Annotated in this window: 19 protein-coding genes; 7 read left to right on the forward strand and 12 right to left on the reverse strand. The window is 37.6% G+C overall.

The genetic code is table 11. The annotated features are described in order from the left end of the window. Positions 1 to 32 precede the first annotated feature (32 nt). On the forward strand, positions 33 to 494 hold the full coding sequence (locus R8N23_RS11710; protein WP_318171785.1) for a MarR family transcriptional regulator: 462 nt from the start codon (positions 33 to 35) through the stop codon (positions 492 to 494). On the opposite strand, the gene R8N23_RS11715 is transcribed toward R8N23_RS11710, so the two are convergent. The 3 genes from R8N23_RS11715 to serA all read right to left on the reverse strand — a co-directional run bounded on the left by R8N23_RS11715 (position 491) and on the right by serA (position 4,781). Beyond that, positions 491 to 1,414, reverse strand: a complete 924-nt coding sequence (locus R8N23_RS11715; protein ID WP_318171786.1) for a universal stress protein — start codon at positions 1,412 to 1,414, stop codon at positions 491 to 493. The two genes, R8N23_RS11710 and R8N23_RS11715, sit on opposite strands and share 4 nt — an antisense overlap. Positions 1,415 to 1,483: 69 nt before the next feature. After that, positions 1,484 to 2,566, reverse strand: a complete 1,083-nt coding sequence (locus R8N23_RS11720; protein WP_318171787.1) for an aminotransferase class V-fold PLP-dependent enzyme — start codon at positions 2,564 to 2,566, stop codon at positions 1,484 to 1,486. 316 nt (positions 2,567 to 2,882) lie between these two features. After that, complete coding sequence (serA, locus tag R8N23_RS11725; protein ID WP_318171788.1) at positions 2,883 to 4,781, reverse strand: phosphoglycerate dehydrogenase; 1,899 nt, start codon at positions 4,779 to 4,781, stop codon at positions 2,883 to 2,885. A gap of 466 nt (positions 4,782 to 5,247) precedes the next feature. Here serA and R8N23_RS11730 point away from each other — a divergent pair, with 466 nt between their 5' ends. Both R8N23_RS11730 and R8N23_RS11735 read left to right on the forward strand, forming a co-directional pair. Next, positions 5,248 to 6,522 carry a sodium:proton antiporter gene (locus R8N23_RS11730; RefSeq protein WP_318171789.1) on the forward strand — a complete coding sequence of 425 codons (1,275 nt, stop codon included), beginning with the start codon at positions 5,248 to 5,250 and terminating at the stop codon, positions 6,520 to 6,522. 39 nt (positions 6,523 to 6,561) lie between these two features. Beyond that, complete coding sequence (locus R8N23_RS11735; protein WP_318171790.1) at positions 6,562 to 7,197, forward strand: GOLPH3/VPS74 family protein; 636 nt, start codon at positions 6,562 to 6,564, stop codon at positions 7,195 to 7,197. A 37-nt stretch (positions 7,198 to 7,234) separates the two neighbouring features. Here the strand turns inward: R8N23_RS11735 and R8N23_RS11740 are convergent, their stop codons facing one another. The 3 genes from R8N23_RS11740 to R8N23_RS11750 form a co-directional block, all read right to left on the reverse strand. Further along, positions 7,235 to 7,669, reverse strand: coding sequence for a hypothetical protein (locus R8N23_RS11740; RefSeq protein ID WP_318171791.1), 435 nt, complete (start codon positions 7,667 to 7,669; stop codon positions 7,235 to 7,237). Position 7,670: 1 nt separating this feature from the next. Beyond that, positions 7,671 to 8,753, reverse strand: coding sequence for a potassium channel family protein (locus R8N23_RS11745; protein WP_318171792.1), 1,083 nt, complete (start codon positions 8,751 to 8,753; stop codon positions 7,671 to 7,673). Between the two features lie 274 nt (positions 8,754 to 9,027). Beyond that, on the reverse strand, positions 9,028 to 11,871 hold the full coding sequence (locus R8N23_RS11750) for a response regulator (RefSeq protein WP_318171793.1): 2,844 nt from the start codon (positions 11,869 to 11,871) through the stop codon (positions 9,028 to 9,030). A 441-nt stretch (positions 11,872 to 12,312) separates the two neighbouring features. Here R8N23_RS11750 and R8N23_RS11755 point away from each other — a divergent pair, with 441 nt between their 5' ends. The 3 genes from R8N23_RS11755 (at position 12,313) to R8N23_RS11765 (ending at position 14,933) form a co-directional block, all read left to right on the forward strand. Further along, complete coding sequence (locus R8N23_RS11755) at positions 12,313 to 13,743, forward strand: thioredoxin-like domain-containing protein (protein WP_318171794.1); 1,431 nt, start codon at positions 12,313 to 12,315, stop codon at positions 13,741 to 13,743. 108 nt (positions 13,744 to 13,851) lie between these two features. Continuing rightward, the gene (locus R8N23_RS11760) at positions 13,852 to 14,325 is read left to right on the forward strand and encodes a hypothetical protein (protein ID WP_318171795.1); all 474 of its coding nucleotides are present in this window, start codon (positions 13,852 to 13,854) and stop codon (positions 14,323 to 14,325) included. A 50-nt stretch (positions 14,326 to 14,375) separates the two neighbouring features. After that, positions 14,376 to 14,933, forward strand: a complete 558-nt coding sequence (locus R8N23_RS11765) for a rhomboid family intramembrane serine protease (RefSeq protein ID WP_318171796.1) — start codon at positions 14,376 to 14,378, stop codon at positions 14,931 to 14,933. 1 nt (position 14,934) lies between these two features. On the opposite strand, the gene R8N23_RS11770 is transcribed toward R8N23_RS11765, so the two are convergent. Genes R8N23_RS11770 through R8N23_RS11795 form a run of 6 tightly spaced genes read right to left on the reverse strand, consistent with a single transcriptional unit; the run spans position 14,935 to position 20,352 of the window. Beyond that, positions 14,935 to 15,750: an alpha/beta hydrolase gene (locus R8N23_RS11770; RefSeq protein WP_318171797.1), complete on the reverse strand. Its 816-nt coding sequence runs from the start codon at positions 15,748 to 15,750 to the stop codon at positions 14,935 to 14,937. 50 nt (positions 15,751 to 15,800) lie between these two features. Further along, entirely contained in the window at positions 15,801 to 16,685 is an 885-nt protein-coding gene (locus tag R8N23_RS11775) for a metal ABC transporter permease (protein ID WP_318171798.1), read from the reverse strand. Continuing rightward, positions 16,685 to 17,989, reverse strand: coding sequence for an iron chelate uptake ABC transporter family permease subunit (locus R8N23_RS11780; protein ID WP_318171799.1), 1,305 nt, complete (start codon positions 17,987 to 17,989; stop codon positions 16,685 to 16,687). The genes R8N23_RS11775 and R8N23_RS11780 overlap by 1 nt, the downstream gene beginning before the upstream one ends. A gap of 4 nt (positions 17,990 to 17,993) precedes the next feature. Next, positions 17,994 to 18,785 (reverse strand): metal ABC transporter ATP-binding protein, encoded by a 792-nt coding sequence (locus tag R8N23_RS11785; protein WP_318171800.1) that lies wholly within the window; start codon positions 18,783 to 18,785, stop codon positions 17,994 to 17,996. Next, on the reverse strand, positions 18,782 to 19,699 hold the full coding sequence (locus R8N23_RS11790) for a metal ABC transporter solute-binding protein, Zn/Mn family (RefSeq protein WP_318171801.1): 918 nt from the start codon (positions 19,697 to 19,699) through the stop codon (positions 18,782 to 18,784). Before R8N23_RS11790 ends, R8N23_RS11785 begins: the two co-directional genes overlap by 4 nt. Further along, on the reverse strand, positions 19,696 to 20,352 hold the full coding sequence (locus R8N23_RS11795) for a metal-dependent transcriptional regulator (protein ID WP_318171802.1): 657 nt from the start codon (positions 20,350 to 20,352) through the stop codon (positions 19,696 to 19,698). Before R8N23_RS11795 ends, R8N23_RS11790 begins: the two co-directional genes overlap by 4 nt. Positions 20,353 to 20,576: 224 nt before the next feature. Between R8N23_RS11795 and R8N23_RS11800 the strand changes: the two genes are divergently transcribed. Next, positions 20,577 to 21,746, forward strand: coding sequence for a DUF4856 domain-containing protein (locus tag R8N23_RS11800; protein ID WP_318171803.1), 1,170 nt, complete (start codon positions 20,577 to 20,579; stop codon positions 21,744 to 21,746).

Consider the following 21,746-nt stretch of genomic DNA (forward strand, 5'->3'; position numbering starts at 1 on the left):
TAGCTACATGAGATACAAATTAAGTTATTGCTATGGGGTTGAATAAGGATATCAAGCAAAAGAAATTCAAGTCGGAATTTGAAAAGGTAGTAGTGAATCTGATGTTCACTAGAAACTGGTTGGATGAGCAGCAACAAAAAGTACTTAAGCCTTATGGGCTAACCATACCTCAATATAACGTAATGAGGATTCTTAGGGGACAACACCCTGAAGTGTCGACCGTGAATCTAATAATTGAAAGGATGCTGGATAGAATGTCAAATGTGTCCAGAATTGTAGATAAGCTGGTTTCTAAAGAGTTAGTTTCTAGAATACCCAATTTGAAAGACAGAAGGGCTGTTGATGTGTTTATTACAAAAAAGGGTCTCGAAATACTCGAACAATTGGATGATTCATTCCAAGCACTTTTCGAAGAAATAAATAACTTTTCAGATGAAGAGTGCAGTAGAGTGAGTGATTTTTTAGATCGATTTAGAGGTACGGAGCCAGATTAAATACCTTTCAGTATATCTAGAAGTCCTTTTTTCTTGTCTTTTGATCTCACAACTAATATTGGAATCTCTGAATGTAGCTGAACTAGTTTCTCGGCACTGCCACCAATAAATAAGGAAGCCGCAGCTGTAATTCCTTTTGCACCAATGACTATAGCACCTGCGTTGATTTTTTTAGCCGTTTTGTAAATGGATGAGATTACATCTTCATGACGATCGAGTGTATAGATTGGCTCAATAGTGAGACTTGTCTTGTCAAATTTCTTTTTGAACACTTCATAATCCTTTTTGGCATGCTCTTCCATGATAGCGGCAAACTCTTCGAATGATTTCCCGGTGTAGTGATACCCACTTGGTACTTGGTAAACATGTTGGATTAAGCACTTTGGCTTAGGAAAGTGATCAATATTAAGTAAGTCAATGGTTTGATTGACAGCATCTAACGCATTGTCAGAAAAATCAACAGGAACCAGAACTTTACTGATTCTCTTATCAAATCCTTTTGGAATGATAAGTAGAGAACAAGCTGCTCGACGAGCCAATCGACTGATTATTACTCCGCCACCTGGCTTTTCATTTTTTCTCCCTACGATGATCAAATCTACCTCTTTGCTTGCGCTAAATTTCAGGATGGCTTTAGTAGGTTGCCCCGATTTGACTTCAACACTTACCTTCGAATCATTATGAATATAGTATCGATCAATCTCACGTTCTAATTCTTTTTTTCTTTCTGCCAATGCATCGTCTATGATATTAGGAAATTCCTTTTTTACAGCAGCAGGAACATTCAAATCTTTAATAACATTGATGAATTTAACTTGCTTAGTGTCAGCAAGTTTAGCTATCATTGATGCGGCATAGATCAATTCCTTGTCTAAGTCGGAGTGGTCAAGAGCTACTAATATTTTCTCGAATTTATACATTAGATTCGTTCGTTCAGGTCGTCAATCTTTCTTACGTATTTCAATTTATGCAAAAAGATAAATCAATTTTTAGAAATCCAACTGATTTATCTCATCTACAAGCAATTCTATTTGTTCTTTAGAGTGAGTTGGAAAAGACGCGATACGAATTTGTTTGTTCTTGAATTCTCCATATCCATTTCCAATATTCAATCCTTTTTTTGCTAGGGCTTGGATCAAAGATTCTGACCCACCATCTACTTCTGCTACACCAACAGTTTGTGATCTGAATTTTTTCTCGCTTACAAAAGCATTCAGTTTTGGATGTGTTTCGAATAGATTGTATAGCAGTGCACTTTTATACTTCGCCTCTTGTCGAATTTGACCGATGCCCTTGTCAAGCATGTCTTTAGCTACTTTGCCTAACAAATAGATGTTAAGTACATTGGGCGTACAGGTAGTCTGATGTTTTGCAGCCATTTTAGCAATCTTCAGGATGCTGTTGTAAGAGTCGTGGTAATTACCTTCTGTTTTTAATAGTTCGGCTTTTTCCATACATCTTTCATTAAATGTCCATACGCCTAGTCCAGCAGGTAGGCCGAAAGATTTTTGAACTGAAAAGTACATACTGTCCAATTTATTGAAATCAAAGTCGGGGATAGGAAGGGAGCTAACTGCGTCAACCACAAGTAGTGGATTTTTATTCTTATCTCTAAAACTGTTAATGTCTTCTACCGGCATGGCGGCACCTGTACTGGTTTCGTTTTGTGCCAAACCTACGAGTTCAACTTTATCACTTATGACAGCTGAAAGCAAATCGTGGTGAGTACCTGCCTCAGCTATGCGACCCTCAGCATTCTTGCCATGAGAAGCTACTGCAGTGTGAAACTTCTTTGAAAAATCCCCATTGATGAAATGGACAGAATGGTTGCGAATCAAATTTTCACTCATTCGATCCCAAACTTCAGTAGCAGAAGAGGTAAATCCAATCGTAAAGTTCTCTGGCAGTTGAAGTAACTCCCTCAAGACTTCAGTGGTCTCTTGATGCATTTTGACATAAGCCTTGCTTCTATGACTAATAGATGGAATGTCTGATTTTAAGGCATCTTTGATATGCTGCTCAGCTGTGAAATACAATGCTGAGGGACCAGGAGTGAAGAACATATTTTTCATTAGAATGATTAAATATATAAATGAAAGATAAAGACAAAATTACCTTCTATAATTCGCTGCAAAATGAATACATTTGTCGGACAAATCTCTGGGTTTTTGTATGTTTATTTAAACTATAACTATAAAAATGACCGAGTGATTTCGGCGGCTAAATCGGGCCTCATTTCGATCTCTGATCGGAACTCTTCGGAGATAACAGAGGAAGATTGAATCGCACGGATAACTCAAATCCTTACATTTACAGGTTTAATTTAAACCTTGAACTCAGAGGTTTTATTTAAAAGTCTTCCCGATTTATCGAGAAGACTTTTTTCTTTTAATAGAGTACTCTAAATCTAATAGTACCATCTATTTTTCTTAAGTCTGCGATTGCCTCTTTATTGTAGTCCTTATTGATGTCGGTAATCACATAACCCACGGTATCATTGGTTTTTAAATACTGTCCCATGACATTGATATCATGCTTGGCCAGTGTATTTGTGATTTTAGCCAAGACACCAGGTTGATTGTGATGGACGTGTATAAATCGATGAGCATCTTGAAGAATCGGCAAGGTTAGATTCGGAAAATTCACACTATTCGTAGTTGTTCCTGTGTTGATGTAATCAATGATCTTCGTAGGAACGAACTCTGCAATGTTCTCTTGAGCTTCCAATGTGCTTCCTCCGATATGTGGAGTAAGAATTACATTGGGAAGGCCCCTGAGTTCAGATACAAATTCATGCGCGTTGCTTAGCGGTTCTTCAGGAAATACATCTACCGCTGTTCCTGCAATTTTTCCACTTTCAATGTTCTTCTTTAGTTCTTTAATATCTACTACATGACCTCGGGAGAGGTTCATGAATATGACTCCATCCTTCATGTAGCCGAATTCTTTTTTGCCAATAACGTTAGCGTTGGATTTTCGACCATCTACGTGCAATGAAACTACGTCTACCTTAGTGAGAAGCTCTTTCAACGATTTACATTTTGTAGCATTTCCTAGCGCCAACCTTTCATCAAGGTCATAATAGTATACATTCATACCTAGTGCTTCCGCCAGGACCGAAAGCTGCTTCCCAATGTTACCATAACCGACAATTCCCAGTTTCTTGCCCCTGATTTCGAAACTTCCATTGGCTGATTTATCCCATTTGCCCTGATGCATGGAGAAGATCTTATCCGGTAGATTCCTAATCAGCATGATCATCTCACTAATGGCTAATTCAACCACGGATCGTGTATTACTAAATGGCGCATTAAACACTGCAACGCCACGTTTGGTGCATTCAGCCAAGTCGATTTGATTAGTACCTATACAAAATGCGCCCACGGCCATTAGTCTGTTGGCGTGTTCTAGCACTTTTTTCGTCACCATGGTTTTGGAACGGATACCCAAAATGGATACATCTTTAATCTTTTCGCAAAGCTCGTCTTCATCGATGCCAGCAGGGTAAATCTCAATTTGATACCCTTCTTCTTTTACAATTTTTACTCCTTTCTCGTGGATATTTTCCAAAAGCAAGACTTTGATTCTATTCTTAGGATATGATAATGCTCCTTCCATTTTGTTATGATATAATATTTCATCTAGCGAGGGTGCCACGTGGTCCGCGTTTTTAACCACATTTTCTCGCGAAACGTTTTCTGTGAAGGCATAGAACCTATTAGCCTTACCTTCTTTTCTAATTTCGTAATCGTTATAACCGTCTCCAATAACGTGTATTTCACCTTCGAGCTTTAGCGCTTCGATTTTTGCTGGTTTCCCTTTGCTTTGGGATAGTATATTGTCTTCATCAAAACCAACAATATTGTCATTTTCATCAAAGACGAATGTATTGGCGTGAACATTCTCCTCTTTTATGCCATATTTTTCAACAATAGGGAAAATGAATTCTTTGAATCCGTTGGAAAGGATGTAAACATGATCAGCATGTTCCTTGAGAAATGTCTTATTTCTTTTGAAAGATTTGGATACCAATTTATTTAGCATCGCAATAAGAATGGGTAAATGTTCCTTTTTTGCGTCTAAGATCTGCAATCGTTGATTCAATGATTCTCTGAAAGACAATTCACCTCCCATGGCCAAATCAGTGACTTCTGCAATTCTCTTTAGTCTTTCATTCTTCTCCGGATGACTCTTTAGCGAAATGGTTCCAAGAACATCCAATGCTTCGACACTAGTAAAAGTGCTATCAAAGTCAATCACAAAATTTTTTGTAACTGTTTCAGTCATGCTTTAAAACTCCTTTTATATGAAATGAGTATTACCTGTTTTGATCACCTTGGGTTTGGAATGGTAAAATTATTTTGATTCTACATATAAATGGTCACTTACAGTGAAATTTATAATGGTTACTGTGATATTTTAATGCATCGGCAAAATTTCTACTTTCCATTAGGAATTTTATAAAATAATCTTGCTTAACCAAAGGATATTCTTTTTCCTCACTTCTTCATATGTTTTAGGTTTACCGTTACTTATTTAAGATTGATCAAGTTGTGTTTTAGGGGTTTATTAAAGTTTTAGTTAGAAGTTCAATAGCTATCTATAATGGAATCAATAAATTGAATAGCAAGAGGTGTACTGATAGTTTATTTGTAGTATATTGGTGATATTCTTAACAAATTGTATAATTGCACTATTGGAAGAAAATTGAAAGTGGAATTATTTAGCAACTAAAACTTTAAACTTTGCTCAGATGGGTATTTTAGACCTCATAACCTTACTTATTTTCCTAGCCGCTGCTTTTACACTAATCAATATTACATTCCTAAAATTGCCTTCTACTATTGGACTAATGGCGATTGCCTTGATGTCTTCTGTTGCGATTGTGTTCTTAGGATTCGCTATCCCAGCTGTAATGAATGGTGCAAGTCATATTGTCGAAGAATTTGACTTCAAGGAAGTATTATTGAATGTGATGCTTAACTTTTTGCTCTTTGCAGGTGCCTTATCCGTGGATTTGAGCAAACTACTCCAAGAACGTTTACCTATTATCGTATTGGCTACCATCGGGACTTTAATGTCAACATTCATTGTGGGCTTTTTGATGCAATTTGGATTTGGCCTTGTAGGAAGCGATGTTGAACTTATTTATTGTCTGTTATTTGGAGCGCTGATTTCGCCTACAGATCCAATCGCCGTTTTGGCGTTAACCAAAGAATTTGGGTTAGATAAAAATCTTGAAATAAAAATAGCTGGAGAGTCCTTATTTAATGATGGTGTTGGAGTTGTGATTTTCCTTACCATTTCAAGTATTGCAATGGCCGGACATGGTGGTGGACATGGCGCCCATGGTGGTGGTGAAGAAATTACTGCGATGAGTGTGGCAGGTTTATTTGTGAAAGAAGTTGCAGGAGGGTTGTTGTTAGGAGCCGCTTTTGGCTATTTGGGCTTTAAGTTGTTGAATTACATCGATAATGATCATGTAGAGCTCGAAGTTTTAGTGACACTTACTTTAGTAATGGTAGGTGGCAGAGTGGCAGAACTGCTTCATGTGTCGGGCCCATTAGGTATGGTTGTGATGGGGCTGTTTATAGGTAATGAAGGTAGGAGTGAGCATCTGGCTAATGCAACCGGTGAGTATGTTTTCAAGTTTTGGCACCTTTTAGATGAAGCGCTGAATGCCATTCTTTTCATCTTGATAGGTTTAGAGGTAATTATAATTGCTCAGGATTTTAAAATGGAGTTTTTGATGATCGCACCAATTGCGATTATTATAGTTCTCTTTGCGAGATTTATTGGGGTTTCTATTCCGATAAAAGTGATGGAGATGTTGGGTAAGAAATTTGAGGATAAAAGTATCATTATATTGACCTGGGGCGGTTTAAGAGGAGGAATTTCTGTAGCTTTGGCGCTTTCATTGTCAGATGAGATACCACATAAGGATATTATTTTGGCAGCTACGTATGCTGTAGTGGTCTTTTCTATTCTGGTACAAGGTTTGACCATCAAAGGGATATTGAAAAATTAAGGATTGAAATCAAATTAGTAGAAAATAAATTACGATTAGATGAAATTAAGTTTAGCAGAAGGATTGATGCTGATTGCGTTGGATGATGAAGAGGGAAGATTATTGTCAGCAGCGGAGCATTCGATTGATCACGGGCTGTTGGCCATTTTAATATTAGAACTTTCTCTAATTAAAAGAGTAGGATTCGAAAGCAATAAAATTGTGGTTAAGGATTCTACAGGTACAGGTAATAAAGTGCTTGATAGTGTTTTGAAAGCTATTGGTGGCGGTGGAGATTCTGTTTCTGCTACTATTAAGAAGATTGCTTCTGGCTTTGATTCTATTCAGGATGACGTCATTGAATTACTAGTTCAAAGAGGAATTCTGAAGGTTGAGTCAACTAAACTATTATGGATTCCTGTTTCAGAAAGAATGGATAATGCCAATTATGCTTTTGAACAGGAAATTAGAGATACCTTAAAAGCAGTTGTTCAGAAAGGGCAGAAGCCAACACCGGCAATTATCATATTGATGTCTATGATTTCGAATTGCAAAATTTTGGAAGAAGTTTTCCAAGAAAAGGATGAATTGATCGATGCGGTAAAAGTTGCTAAGGATATCACTAATTCTCCAGCTATTGATCCTGAGACTCAGACGGTACTCAATGACTTGAAAGAGCATTTTCTTACTCTATAAGAATATCCTCTGTAGGAAATAAAAAAGGAGTTGATAATTAGTTGTCAGCTCCTTTTACTTTTTTAGTCTCGTTCTTCAGTGTTTTGCTGTTCTGTAAGTGGTATTCAAAGAGCGCATTAACCTGTCCTTCAGCCTCTTGCACGGTGCTGCCATTTTTATCAGCTAACACTTGCGTTTGGAGATCGATAAGCGTCTTTAGATAGGCTTTGATTGAATCCTGATTCGCTATTGTCCTATTAGCCTTCATTGCCATAAAACCGAAACCCTCGTGCGGATTGTTTCGATCTCTTTCTAGAATAAAGTATTCATGGCCTTCTATTTCCACTTGATCAAAGTGATATTGGATGTCTTCATGAATTTCACTAAAGTTGGGTCCATCAGAATGATTAACATCTCTGTTTTCGCAAGAAGAAAGAGCAACGCTTGCGACCAAGAATGCAAATGGAGTTGAGATATACTTGTTGTACCACATATTAGGTTTCTTTAAAATACCCTTCCTGAACATTAAAAGCTTTTTGAATAAGCTGAAAGGAACTACCATTAACGATAATAATCAAATAATCACCTAGCGCTATAGTGAATTTCTTTTCTGGGTTTTTTATTAGTTGCCGCTTTCCATTTTTGTCCTTTTTACTCATTCCTATCAATATTCCATTGTAGGTCTGTTTGATTTTGGTAAAAGACTCGTGGTAATCTTTATTGAGATAAGGATTATCATAGGTGACCAAAAATTGTTTGATATCATAATCTGTTGGGGTATGCGCAAATGACATGATATCTTCTGTGTATGCAGCTACATCTGGCTCAAACATATAACTAGCTAAGATCTTAGAAGAAATATCATGAGGTGATATGGCATTAGTAACCCCCGCATTTATAAATGTGTTTTTCAAGTTGGCATTTTCGAGAGTAACGACGAACTCTAATTTTTCAAACACTTTTTTCATATTTAGAATAAATACGAGTTTTTCCGTATCGTCATCCAGGTTGACAAAGACAACGGTTGATTCTTCAATGTTGGCCTTTTTGAGCATTTCAGTATTCTCAAAATCAGAATAAAGAGTGAATACCATATTGGTATCATACTTCTCGTGAATGTGTTCAATATGACTTTTTACATTCGTGACGATCGCTACCTTTTTGCTTGCTCCAATTAGCTGTTCAACAACGAGTTGACCAAAATCGCTCCAACCAATCATGACAACATGTTGCTCAAACAAGGTTCCGTTGTACCCTAACATTTTGTTTTGTTTTAAAGTGGTAATTAAGTTTGTAATTTGTCCAATAAGCAAGCCATATATACCTACACTCATAAGGACAAAAATAAATCCAATAAACCGGCCATATAGCGTTACAGGATAGATGTCGCCGTATCCAACGGTAGTCAATGTAGCTATGGTAAACCACATAGCCTGATGGTAATCAGTAATACTAGATTGTGTGCTATCTTTCTCAAAATTAATTAACAAAGTAATCAAGATAAAATAGACAACCAGGCCTACAATTGATCCAATTATGAAGCGGTTTACACGTCTTCTTTCACTTGCGTTCAGCATTGATTAGTCATAAAATGCAACTCTACTTATTAAAATTGAAGATATTTAAAATTGACATCCTAAAGAAATTTTGGTGTGATTATTCTTACATGGAGATCAAATATGAAGGTGTGGAGCACTGATAGTGAGACGACAAAAAAAGCTCCAGAAATAAATTCTGGAGCCAGCAGCATTTTGAGAAAAATTAATTATGCTCTAAGTTGAGTATATGCAATTTCAAAATGTTGCCAACCTACTTGAAAATCTTGCCAAACTCCTTTTATAAGCGCTGGAGCTATATAAATTCGGTTGGGGTTTTACCGAATCTCTTCTTAAACTGTGTGTTAAAGTGACTCACGTTGTTCATACCAATGGCTTTGGCCACTTCGGACGCGCTGCTTATCTTTTTTTCTTTAAGAATTTTATTGGCGTATTGCATTCGAATTTCCTTTATAAATTCAAAAGGAGTGCTATCAGTCATCTTTTTAATCATACGGTAAAATTTACGCTCACTTACCGCAATTTCATCGGCCAAACAATTGACTGATAAATTTGGATCATCGATACGGTCAAAAATCAGAGACTCTACCTTCTTAAGTAGGGACTTTTCGATGTCATCTAGCGTTTCTTGGTTATTGATAAAGAGTGCTCCTTCATTATTGTTGTTCCACAGTTCTTTCTGATTTAATAGATTCTCTATTCTTAAAATGAGTTCTTCGGGCTTGAATGGTTTGCAAAGGAAATCGTTCACGCCTTGAGACAATACTTTGGTTTTATCTTCTTCGGATGTTCTGGCGGACAATACAAGCGCAGGTATTTTTTTTAGTTCATCATTTTCTTTCAATCTTTCAAGAAGTTCAAACCCATCAAACCAGGGCATCATTAAATCAGTGATGATGAGGTCAACTTCTTCCTTGTCCAGAACTTTCAGCGCACGTTGACCGTTGGGAGCTGTCAACACATTGTAATCGACTTCAACAATGTTTTGGATATACTCTCGAATTTCCGGATGATCTTCTACGATCAAAACAGTTTTTCTTTTTTGGTCTGAGGTTCTTGCGAGATTTACTACAGGTATTTGCTCGGCTATAGGTTCATCAATTTTCTTAAATAGACCTCTGGTTCTACTAGTAAAATCTAGCTCAGGTAAAAAGGTAATTTCTTCAACAGATACGTTCTCTTGAGGCATGCTAATTACAAATTCAGAGCCTTCTCCTAACTTACTTTTAACTTCTATTTTAGCTCCATGTTTCTGGATGATTTCTTTTACAAGAGCCAATCCGATTCCAAAACCTTCTTGGGTTTTAAATGTGGTGTCAGGGGCTTGGTAGTATCTTTCAAAGATGTAAGGGATATTTTGTTCGGGGATACCTTCTCCGGAATCAATAACTGCAATGATTAAGTTATGACCTTTTTTATTTAGCGCTACAGTTACAGAATCATCTTCCTTTGTATGTTTGAGCGCATTAGTAATAAGGTTGAAAAGTACTTTTTCAAATTGAGACGGATCTATATGAAGAACTGATGGACCTTCAAAAATAGATTTGGAATAGGAAAGGTGAATGCCTTTCAATTGTGCCATCGAATCAAACATTTTCACAAAGAGCTTAAGCATTTTATCAATATCAATATACTTTTTGTGAAGCGTGAGTTTCCCATCTTCTAATTTGATAAGTTCATTGATTTCATTGGTTAGATGGATGATTCTTTCTCCATTGAGTAGACCAGTTTTCAATTGCCGTTCTGCCTTTTCTGTTAATAGAAGGTCATCACTTTTTAGTACTTGTTCTATTCCACCCATGATAAGCGTTAATGGAGTTCGAAGATCATGAGATATGTTGGCGAAGAATCTAGATTTGGCCTCATCGAGCTGCTTTAGTCTATTGGATTGTTCCTGTATTTTGAGGTTTAATCTCTTGCTTATAATGTAGGTACGGTAAATGATCAATGAGATAACTATGACAAGAATGAGCCCAATACAAACACTAAGAAGTAGCGTGTTTTGTGCTCTAATTGTTTCTTGATCTGTTATTTTTTGCTGTTTAAGAAGTTCGTTTTCTACTGTTCTTTTTTCGGCTTCTAGCCGCATTTGTACCTTGTATTTATTTTTCTCTTTTTGTGAGCGGTCAATTGAATCTTGTACTTCGTCATAACTTTGTTGGATGTAGATCGCTTCTTTATACCTTTCTTGTTTTACAAGGATCTCATAGATTTTTTTTGAAAAAGCCGCAATCTCATTCATGTTCTTGGAGGAGTAGGCGAGTGCCAAATGCTTCTCGCAGTTTTCAAGTGCTTCTTCATAATTGCCAAGCCTTATATCTATAGCTGATAGATATCTAGCACAGTCCAATGCATTGTCAATATCATTTATACTCACATATCCATCATATGCTTTTTTATGGTACTGTTTAGCTTTCTGAAGTAGACCTTGTTTGGTAAACATTGAGGCCAGAGATCTGTAAATAAAATATTCTTCGTCGTAATCATTATGAACTTTTGCATAGTGCAGACCGCTATCAAGATATTGTTTAGCTAAGTCAAACTTTCGCAACCTAGTATTTAATCGCGCAATTTGGGCGTAGGTGTAAGGGTCTGGCGCTAATCCATATTTTATTAGCGTTTGTTGTGATTTTAAATAGTAGCTCAATGCCTGATCATATTCTTGAAGGTTGCTGTAGATAGATCCAATGTTACTGGTGAGGTTAGCAACTTCATTGAATTTTGAAGTTTCTTGGAAAATTTTGTTTGCCTTAAAGTAACAATCCATAGCGATGTCATAATCTTCAAAGCGATAATATCCATTGCCTAGATAATAGTACGTATATGCCATTAAAGTATCACGCTGATTATAACTGGAAAGAAACTCTCTGGCTGTAGAAATAGATTCCAGGTAATTTCCACCTAGATATTCACTTTTCAATTTTTTGTAAAGCAACTGGTAGTATAGGCTGCTGTAAATTTCATTGCTAAGGAGGTCATCTGATTCTTCTAACAATAAGTCGTAGGCCAAGTCTAACTCATTTGAATAGATGAGGGAATCGTAGGCTTTTACAAATTGATTAAAAGATTCGTCCTTTTGAAATGTGAGATTTTGTGCCTGACTGAATGTGCAAGGCAGGGCGGTAAGTAAAAAGATCAATATATAAAACCGGTGCACAGGTAGGTTGTAAAATAAAATAATAAATTCTCAAAATGCTGCTAAGCTCACCTCCTAATAACGTCCGCCGTCGGGATTCTTAGGTGGATCTGGTTCTTCTTCGTCTTTAGGTTTTCTACTGATGTAATTCATTTCCTCGATAAGTTTCATAGCTTATATTTTTATATTTAGAATAAATTGCGTTCAAGGTAGTAAATCATTGCAATATCATCAAGAACAATTCAATTGTTTGCTCCAATTACAAGTTTATAATTTAGGAATATGAATGGACGGTTATTTTCATCTATAAGAACAAATTTTGCTAAAAGCTAAGATTTGAAACGCTGAATATTCATAATTGTATTAAGTTAAAATTTTGTTAATTATCTATATGCTAGCATCAAATTTGTTTGTTTTACATTTTGTTTCATTCAATTGGATTACATGAATCATTACAGACACTTATTTATACTCTTTTTGTTTTTGACATTGCTTAATTCTGGATTTGCTCAAAAGGCTGAGTCAGAAAAAAGACCATATAGAATCGAGTTAACCATTGACGGACTCGAGGATTCAGTAGCCTACCTAGGTTACTATATGGGCAACAAAAGATATGTCTTGGATACCACGTCTATTGATAATAAGGGAAATATGGTATTCGAAAATAAGAAGGCGATCAAAACAGGGGTGTATTTTCTATACACTGGAAGCTATACGATGGAGTTTTTGGTAGATCGATCATTGGACTTCGAACTGAAAACTAAAATGGCTACCACTTATCAAGATCTTGAAGTGATAAATTCTGAGGATAATGAACAGTTTAGAGCATTTCAACTAACGATGATTGACCATCAAACCAAGGTGAAAGAGCTAACAGAGTCGTTGGACTCTACCAGTGTAAGGAGCGACACGGCTCGTGTACGAGAAGAAATAGCTAAACTAACTGAACGAAATAGTATAAAACGAGATAGTTTGCTTGAGACATTTGGGGATACTTTTATGGGCCAAATTTTGATTATGATGGCCAAGTCTCCGGAACTAGAAATAGAAAGTGATTCTCTGACTATAGATCAAAAAAAATCACAATACAATTATTACAAAGATCATTTTTTTGATGGCCTCGATTTTGAGTCTGAAGGCTTGCTTAGAACTCCGAATTTTTATGGAAAAGTAAAAGAGTATATAGATCGCGTAACTTTCCAGAATCCAGACTCAATAATTGCTTCAATTGATCATGTTTTAGCTAAATGCAAAAACAATCCTGAGCTTTATAGATATTGGATGGGTAGTTTTTTTGGAGAATATCAAAATCCAAAAATCATGGGCATGGATAAGGTATTTGTACACTTGTCCGATAACTATTACTTGAATGGAAAGGTTGATTGGGCAGACAGTACCCTACTTGCAGAATTGAGTAAGGAGATGACTTTTCTCCGCGAAAATCAAATAGGTCTAAAAGCTCCACAGATGTATCTATTGGATACTTTAGAAAATAGGAAGAGTTTATATAATATAAAGTCTGATTATCTGGTATTGTATTTTTATGATCCTGATTGTGGACACTGCAAAAAGAAGACTCCAGTTCTGTATGATTTGTACAAAAAAATGGAAGGAGATTTTGATGTGGCTGCAGTTACTGTTGGAACGGATACCAAAAAGTGGAAGGATTTTATTAAAAAGTTTGGATTGGATGGATGGATCAACCTAGGGGATCCGTATTACAAAAGTAATTTTAGAGTCCAGTACAATGTACGAAGCACCCCGCAGGTTTATATTGTAGATAAAGACAAAACTATCATCGCAAAAAAGCTAGATGTAGAACAAATAGAAGGCTTTATTAATGATAGAAAAAGGATGGACAAGCTATCTCAGTAGGGGATTTGCTTAACCTTCTCGTTTAATACCTAAATTGTAATGAAAATTTTCTGATTTACACGAATTAGTTTATTTTCGATTTTTTAAACCAATAAAAATTTCAATCAGATGATTAAGGAATTCAACACGTTGCGTGATGATGAAATAGAGGTGTTACTTAAGGCTCCCGTTTTGGTGTCTATTTTAATAGCCGGAGCTGATGATAAGATAGACAAGAGTGAAATCCATCAAGCTGTGGAAATTGCAAATAGTAAGCAGTCAAGAGCGAGAGAGCAACTTATAGATTACTATAAAGAAGTGGGTAAAGACTTTAAAGAGAAGTTTGAGAAGATGGTTAATGAAATGCCAGATACACCTGACGGGAGAGCAGAAATTATTGGCAAGGAGTTGAGGAAATTGAACTTCATCTTACCTAAAATTGACCACAAATTTGCTGTAAAACTGCATGCTAGCCTAAAGGATATGGCTAAGAAAATAGCTGAGGCTTCTGGTGGGATATTAGGCTATATGTCCGTGAGCTATGAAGAAGCTAAACTTATGGAATTGACAATGATAGACGATCCATCGGATTACGAAAACTAAGAATTTGATAACCCCGCCAGTCGGGGTTTTTTTTGCTCCAAACCTAAACGATGTATACCAGATACCGGGCTGATATTATTTATCCACTTCGATTGACTTTTGTCATTTGGCTCGTATTTACTTTTCAGTTTTATTCCCATATTGACTTAGGTTTCTTGGGTATATATCCAAGGAGAATTGATGGCCTAATCGGTATAATTACAGGGCCCTTAGTTCACGGAAATACACAACATATCTTATCAAACACACTTCCGTTACTTTTTTTAGGGATTACCATGTTCGTGTTTTACAACCGAATTGCCCTTTGGGTATTTGCTAATTGCTATATCCTTACCGGAATACTGGTTTGGTTTTTCGGTAGGCCATTTTATCATATTGGGGCTAGTGGGTTGATTTATGGATTGGCCTTTTTTCTTATATCTTTTGGCTTGTTTAGAAAGGACTTTCGTTCTTTGGCTATTTCTATAGTTGTTGTGATCTTGTATGGAGGATTGGTTTACGGTATGTTACCAACGGTATCCAACATTTCCTGGGAGTCACATGCATTTGGTGCATCTATCGGAATTGGATTGGCCTTCATGTACAGGAACACTCGAAGCTTGGACTGATCTATAAATTCAACACAAAAGCGTAAATCTGCTTCGCATATTCCGATTCATTGACAGTAAAATTGTCCATTCTAGAGGCCACATCAAATTGATATAATTCTTTGAAATCATGTGAGGTCGAATGAAGGAGATTCTCCATGTCTTCGGTGGTATACAAGAAGTTTTTTGAACCATGAATGTACAAAATGCCTCGTAGGTTTTTGCCTGGTTCTTTCTTCACAATGTTCAAAGCATTGTAGTCGCTGTTTTCGATGCCTTCGGGTAAGGTCATTACTGCATTAATTTTTTTGAATTGAGTTTTCAAGGCAGTAAAATCAACAAACGGTTCATCAGCAATAATTCCTGCAATGTCATCTTTTATGTACCCCCTTGTCACAGATATGCCAGCGCCGATTCCCCAACCGTAGGCGATTAATTCGTGATGAAATCTGTCTTCACAGTAATTATAAACCGCATCAAAATCGTCATAAAATTCTTTATAAACATATTGGTACTTGTTGATTTTAAAACCACTACTTGCCCCATAACCGCGGTAATCGTAAATCAGTACGCTAAACCCATAGCGGACAAGAATTCGTACCCGCTCCAGGTAGTCGCCCATATTCCCAACGCCATCATGGCTCATGATCATGAGCTGATCACCAAGATCCGATGGAAAGTACCAAGCGCTTAACTGTGCTCCACCTGTAGATGGAATTATTATTTTTTCGTGCTTCATGTGAAAGTCATGAGGTGTATGCTTGTACGTCTTTTTGGGTGAAAGAGCGACTAAAAAGCACGAGAGAAAAACTATGATGAAAGCTGTGGTTGAACGCATTTTTAAATTCAATTTCGATAAAGAAAACATTTTTCTGTTGGAGAAAAAAGTCAAGCGTTAGGTTTAATCGTTTTTTGGCGAATTCTTGTGGTTATTACTCCTTCAGTGGGTGAAAACAAAAAGGCAATTAGGAATAATATACCGGCAACAGATGACATAGCCCCTGCAATGGATCCGTCTAGCAAAACTGCCAAATAATAACCTGCTGCAGAAACAACAATACCGAGTATGACAGTTAGTAAGAGCATTCGAGGGAAGCTGCTGGTGAGTAAATAAGCGGTAGCTGGTGGAGCAATCAAAAATGCTACAACTAATATGGCGCCCACTGATTCAAATGACGCCACAGTAGTAAGTGAAACGGCGGCCATTAATAAATAGTGCCATAGTACGGTGGAAATACCAATGGCCGTAGCGAAAGCAGGGTCAAATGTAGTGAGATACAACTCCTTGTAGCCTAAAATGATGAAGCCGAGAATTACAAGAAAAACAAATCCCGAAACATACAATACTCTAGGGCCTAAGATCAACCCTGATTCTGTAATCCACAAATCGAGAGGCACATAAGCTATTTCGCCGTGTAGAACACAGTCTTGGTCTAAATCCACTTCATTGGCAAAAACGGAAATAAGGATAACTCCAAGCGCAAATAACCAGGTGAAGGTAACTCCAATGGAAGCGTCGGTTTGAAGATTTCCTTTCTTATGAAAAAACTCAATTAATACTGTGGTGAGAATTCCAATGATTCCAGCACCTAGCAACATGATTACCGAATCTCTACTTCCACTAATCAAAAAAGCTAGAACGATACCTGGTAGCACAGCATGAGATATAGCATCGCCCACCATGGCCATTTTTCTCAAAATCAAGAAACAACCCAATAAGCCGCATGTAACTGCTACTAATGATCCAGCCGATATGATATAAAGTGCATCCATTAGTTTTTGATAGGTTTGTTGTAAGGTATTACTGACTCATGCGGATCGCTTGTCGGATACTGCAATAGTGCTTCCAAGCGAGCTTCCAATTCTGGAGTTAGTATGTGCTCGATGTTGTCGGCATCTTCATGCACATGATCAGGAGCTATGCGTAAGTATTTGGTCAAATAAACCTCCCATAGACGGTGCAGTTTCACAATTCTTTGTCCTTTCTTCTGTCCTTGGTCAGTTAACTGCCAGCTTCCTTTATGATGTTTCAAAAAACCTTGTTGGCTTAATCGGTTGAGGCCTGATAGTAGGGCAGGAGTCCTGATTGGGCGTTTGGCTTGAATTTGCTCAATATTCCTTTGTTCTTCAAAATTGCTGTCCATTTCACCCAATTGATAAAACAGTTTGAGGATGTTCTCTGTTAGAATTCGTTTTTTGATCTTCGACTGACGAATGAGTTTGTATAGAATGCCTTTTTCGGGAGCAATGAAGAAAGAAGTCAAGGCAATCATGGAAATGACCATCACAATCCATGGACCCGTGGGCATAGATGGCGCAACGTAAGAAATATAAGCACCACTCACCCCTGAGAAAGCTCCGAAAATAGCAGCCAATAGTAGCATAATACTAAGTTTGTTGGTCCAAAAACGTGCAGCCGCTGCAGGAGTAATGAGCATGGCAGCCATAAGTACGACGCCAACTGCTTGTATACCTGTGACCACGGCAAGGACGGTTAATGTTGTCAAGGCCAATTCCAGTCGTTTAACTGGGAATCCGATGGACTTAGCAAAGTCTTCATCAAACGAGATCAAGGCAAATTCCTTGTAAAGAAGAATTACCCCCAGAAGTAAGCAAATACTAATCACACTAAATATGACCAGGTCATCGCCCACCAGAGCAGCTGCTTTACCAAATAAAAAAGAATCTAAACCGGTTTGAGCAGCATTTCCAGAATGCTGAATCATTGTTAATAGCAAAATTCCCACGCCAAAAAAGACGGAGAGAATAAGGCCAATGGCGGTGTCTTCCTTGATCTTTGACTTTCGTGTGATTACATCTATTAAGATTAAGGAAAGCCAACCAGTAATAAAGGCTCCAGTTATGAGATAAATTGGATTTTTTGTTCCGGACAGGAGAAAGGCTAGACAGATTCCCGGTAATACGGCATGGGCAACTGCATCACCAACAAGTGCTTTTTTCTTAAGAAAAGTAAAGCAGCCCACCAGCGCAGAACTGATAGCCAGCAATACCGACCCACCAGTCACAAACCTGATGTTTGGATTTTGAAATGAAAAGAATGTGATTAAATCTTCCATTGAATCAAGTCAAATCACGAGTTGGAAATTGCTGTTTCTTTAAAAGATTCCCTACTTCTGAAAGGATACTCAGTTTGCCACCGTACGTTTCTTGCAATAGCTCTTGTGTAAACGCTTCTTCAACCGGTCCTGAGGCAACCAGTCTGGTGTTAAGTTGTACCACCCAATCGAAATATTGAGATACTGTTTGCAAGTCGTGATGAACGACGATAACTGTTTTGCCTTCATCGGACATCGTTTTAAGAATGTTGATAATAGCTTTTTCAGTGGCGGCATCTACTCCTGCAAATGGCTCATCCATGAAGTAGATCTCAGCATTTTGTGCCAGTGCACGAGCCAGAAATACTCTTTGCTGCTGCCCACCGGACAGTTGACTAATTTGTCTATTGGCAAACTGCTGCATGTTTACTTGCTCAAGAGCATAATCAGCAGCCTCATAATCGGCTTTTCGAGGTCGTTTGAATAGTCCTAATTCTGCATACCGCCCCATGACGACAACATCACGAACAGAGGCGGGGAAATCCCAGTCTACAGATTCTTTCTGAGGAACGTAGCTCACTCTGTTTCGAACCTGCTCAATAGGTTGGCCTAAAAGCTCAACCCAGCCACTACTCAAAGGGACAATCTCCATGATGGCCTTTATAAGTGTGGATTTTCCTGCTCCATTAGGTCCAATAACACCAACTAATGCCCCTTTAGGTAAGGTGAGGTCAACTCCCCATAATACAGGTTTTCGACTATAGGTGACTGTTAGATCGTGAATTTCTAAAACCGGGTCTTCTACATTTACAATCATTTCAGTGCGTTTACAATTGTTTCTACATTGGTGTGAACCATTCCTATATAGGTGCCTTCAAATTGTCCGAAGGGCCCCATGGCATCTGAGTACAGACTACCGCCGATAGCTACTTGATGTCCCTTTTGTTTACAACCTTCTACTACAGCATTAATAGCCTTTTTTGAAACGGAAGTTTCGATAAATACTGCTTTGATTTTGTTCTCTACAATCAGGTTAACCAGATCGGCCACATCTTTGAGTCCTGGTTCGGATAGTGTAGATATGCCTTGAAGGCCATTTACTTCAATTCCGTAGGCATCTCCGAAATACCCAAAGGCATCGTGAGCAGTAATTAACAACCTTTGTTTCTCGGGAATCTGAGCTATCGATTGGCTAACTGCAGTGTGCAGTGAATCTAATTGTCGAAGATAATTAGTAGCATTTTGATCGTAGTATGCTTTGTTTTTCTCATCCACTTCATTTAGATACTTTTGGATATTCTTTACTGCCTCTTTCCAAAGTGATACATCAAACCAAATATGGGGATCATAGGTACCGGGATATAATTCACTAGCACGAAAATTGGAAGGTGGGATATTCTCAGTAATCGCTCGTACTGGTTTAATCCGTCCTAACTTCTCAAATACCTCACCCATTTTTCCTTCTAGATGCAATCCATTATAAAATATAAGGTTAGCCTCTTGGAGTTTCTTCAAGTCCCCTTGGGTAGCTTTGTATAAATGTGGATCAACACCAGGCCCCATGAGTGCTTGGGCGTCAACACTATCTCCAGCAATATTGATCACGGCATCATAGATCATGCCTGTAGTAGTGACCACTTTTAGTTTACCGTTACGCGTATTGCTATTAGGCTGGCAGGCATTGAAAGCAATGATGCAAACGAGGACGAATATGTATTTGTAGTTTTTCATTCGGTTACTAATAAGTTGTCTGCCACTTGTTTTGAAATAAATATGACTTGGTCGTTGACCATTTGTATTTGCATGGATCCGTCAAATGAATTTTTCTCCATGACAACTATTTTGGTTCCTAAGGCAATCTGAATTTTGTCAAGATGTGATAGAAACTCAGAATCAGAATCATCGACCCCAGTTACCAAAACAGTTTTACCAATATTGATTTCTGATAATGGAACTTTCTTGCCTACTACAATTTCTCCACGTTCATCCGGAATTGGATCTCCATGTGGATCGATTCTAGGATGCCCTAAAAATTTGTCGAGCTTTTGAGTTAGGATAGGGGACTTAATATGTTCTAATTGTTCAGCGATCTCATGCACTTCGTCCCACTTAAATTGAAGTTTGTCAACTAAGAAAACTTCCCAAAGTCTATGCTTTCTGATTATTTGGAGCGCTTCTTTTCTTCCCTTAACAGATACATTCACCCCCTTGTATTTCTGGTAATTGACAAATCCTTTATCGGAAAGTTTCTTAATCATATCACTAACCGATGCTGGTTTAGTTTGCAGAACTTCTGCAATGGCATTAGTGGAAACATCCGATTTGTCTGCTTGAGACAAATGGTAAATGGCTTTCAAATAATTCTCTTCTGCGTGACTCAGCATGGATTTCATTTGGCTTTATGCAAAAGAAAACAAAATTTAGATTAATCTAAAAATATATTTTGATAGAGTTGAAAAATATATTCAATCGTGTAACTCACTACTATTAGTGATTTTTATCAGTAATTAAGAATTAGTTAAGTCAAAGGTTGTCTGGATAGGGTGGATATTTACTTTTGCATCATTATTTATAATCAGTCTTAATAAACATAATATATTTGCGACTTATGAAATTCAGTAAGATTTATATCGGTTTACTTTTTGGAGCGACATTGATGTCATGCAGCGATGATGAAACCACTCCATCGATAGAAACGCCAGATACATATACATTCACCAGAGATGGAGCGAGTACTGTTTCTTACAGTGGTCAGTCTACAAGAATAGCCATGAATCATGAATTCGGTGGTGCGCTAAAAGTGGAAACCAATTCTGAAGAAGCGCTATTAAGTATGTACAATCACCAAGAGGGTGAGGCTGATTTTTCGGATGCTGACTTAAATGCTTCTGATAAAAACCTAAAGAGTAAAACTGCAGCTTCAGCTGATTTTTATTCAGACAACGCTACGGATGCTGCAGCTATTAAAACACAAATCGACACTTGGATTGGAAACCAACATGATGAAGTTTTTCCACGTTGGAATGATGCCGCTTCAGCAGGTAATGCTGGTCAAATTGCTGATGGGACTTCTACAAGATATGTGAGTGCAGAAGGTGTAGAATACAATCAGGTAATCGCCAAGTCTCTAATCGGTGCTCTTTTAGCAGATCAGATTTTGAATAACTATACGAGTACAGCTGTGCTGGATGCTGGTTCCAACATTGAAGATAATGATGCTGATGTGCTTGCAGAAGGCAAGACGTATACGAATATGGAGCACAAATGGGATGAAGCTTACGGATATGTATATGGAGGTACAGCTGAGAAGCCGAGCGATTTATTGAAGTACATTGGAAGCGTTGATGGAAATGAAAATTACACTGGGATTGCTGATGCAATTGAAGATGCTTTTATTTTGGGTAGAGCGGCCATTGTTGCCAAAGACTATACCGTAAGAGATACCCAAGCAGAAATAATTAGAGAGAACATTTCTAAGGTGATAGCTGTAAGAGCTGTACATTATCTTCAAGGAGGTAAAGCATTGCTCGAATCTCAGGAATATGGAGGTGCTTTCCATGATTTGTCTGAAGGGTTAGGCTTTGTATACAGTTTGCAGTTTACAAGAAAGCCAAATACAGATTCACCTTACTTCACTAAGACTGAAGTAGAAAAATTTTACGAAGATATATTGGCCAATGAAAATGGCCTATGGAGTGCTTCTTCAACCACACTTGACGAGATATCAAATAAAATCGTTGATGCTTTCGATCTAGTGCTAGCTGAAGCAGCATTATAA

This window comes from Reichenbachiella sp. (assembly GCF_033344935.1).
Lineage (GTDB): Bacteria > Bacteroidota > Bacteroidia > Cytophagales > Cyclobacteriaceae > Reichenbachiella.

Bases quoted from the DNA above. Each gene is read 5' to 3' on its own strand.
- R8N23_RS11735 (WP_318171790.1), top strand. From the start codon at position 6,562: ATGAAATTAAGTTTAGCAGAAGGATTGATGCTGATTGCGTTGGATGAT.
- R8N23_RS11770 (WP_318171797.1), bottom strand. From the start codon at position 15,750: ATGCGTTCAACCACAGCTTTCATCATAGTTTTTCTCTCGTGCTTTTTA.
- R8N23_RS11730 (WP_318171789.1), top strand. From the start codon at position 5,248: ATGGGTATTTTAGACCTCATAACCTTACTTATTTTCCTAGCCGCTGCT.
- R8N23_RS11775 (WP_318171798.1), bottom strand. From the start codon at position 16,685: ATGGATGCACTTTATATCATATCGGCTGGATCATTAGTAGCAGTTACA.
- R8N23_RS11780 (WP_318171799.1), bottom strand. From the start codon at position 17,989: ATGGAAGATTTAATCACATTCTTTTCATTTCAAAATCCAAACATCAGG.
- R8N23_RS11760 (WP_318171795.1), top strand. From the start codon at position 13,852: ATGATTAAGGAATTCAACACGTTGCGTGATGATGAAATAGAGGTGTTA.
- serA (WP_318171788.1), bottom strand. From the start codon at position 4,781: ATGACTGAAACAGTTACAAAAAATTTTGTGATTGACTTTGATAGCACT.
- R8N23_RS11755 (WP_318171794.1), top strand. From the start codon at position 12,313: ATGAATCATTACAGACACTTATTTATACTCTTTTTGTTTTTGACATTG.
- R8N23_RS11790 (WP_318171801.1), bottom strand. From the start codon at position 19,699: ATGAAAAACTACAAATACATATTCGTCCTCGTTTGCATCATTGCTTTC.
- R8N23_RS11720 (WP_318171787.1), bottom strand. From the start codon at position 2,566: ATGAAAAATATGTTCTTCACTCCTGGTCCCTCAGCATTGTATTTCACA.
- R8N23_RS11765 (WP_318171796.1), top strand. From the start codon at position 14,376: ATGTATACCAGATACCGGGCTGATATTATTTATCCACTTCGATTGACT.
- R8N23_RS11740 (WP_318171791.1), bottom strand. From the start codon at position 7,669: ATGTGGTACAACAAGTATATCTCAACTCCATTTGCATTCTTGGTCGCA.
- R8N23_RS11715 (WP_318171786.1), bottom strand. From the start codon at position 1,414: ATGTATAAATTCGAGAAAATATTAGTAGCTCTTGACCACTCCGACTTA.
- R8N23_RS11710 (WP_318171785.1), top strand. From the start codon at position 33: ATGGGGTTGAATAAGGATATCAAGCAAAAGAAATTCAAGTCGGAATTT.
- R8N23_RS11745 (WP_318171792.1), bottom strand. From the start codon at position 8,753: ATGCTGAACGCAAGTGAAAGAAGACGTGTAAACCGCTTCATAATTGGA.
- R8N23_RS11785 (WP_318171800.1), bottom strand. From the start codon at position 18,785: ATGATTGTAAATGTAGAAGACCCGGTTTTAGAAATTCACGATCTAACA.
- R8N23_RS11795 (WP_318171802.1), bottom strand. From the start codon at position 20,352: ATGCTGAGTCACGCAGAAGAGAATTATTTGAAAGCCATTTACCATTTG.
- R8N23_RS11800 (WP_318171803.1), top strand. From the start codon at position 20,577: ATGAAATTCAGTAAGATTTATATCGGTTTACTTTTTGGAGCGACATTG.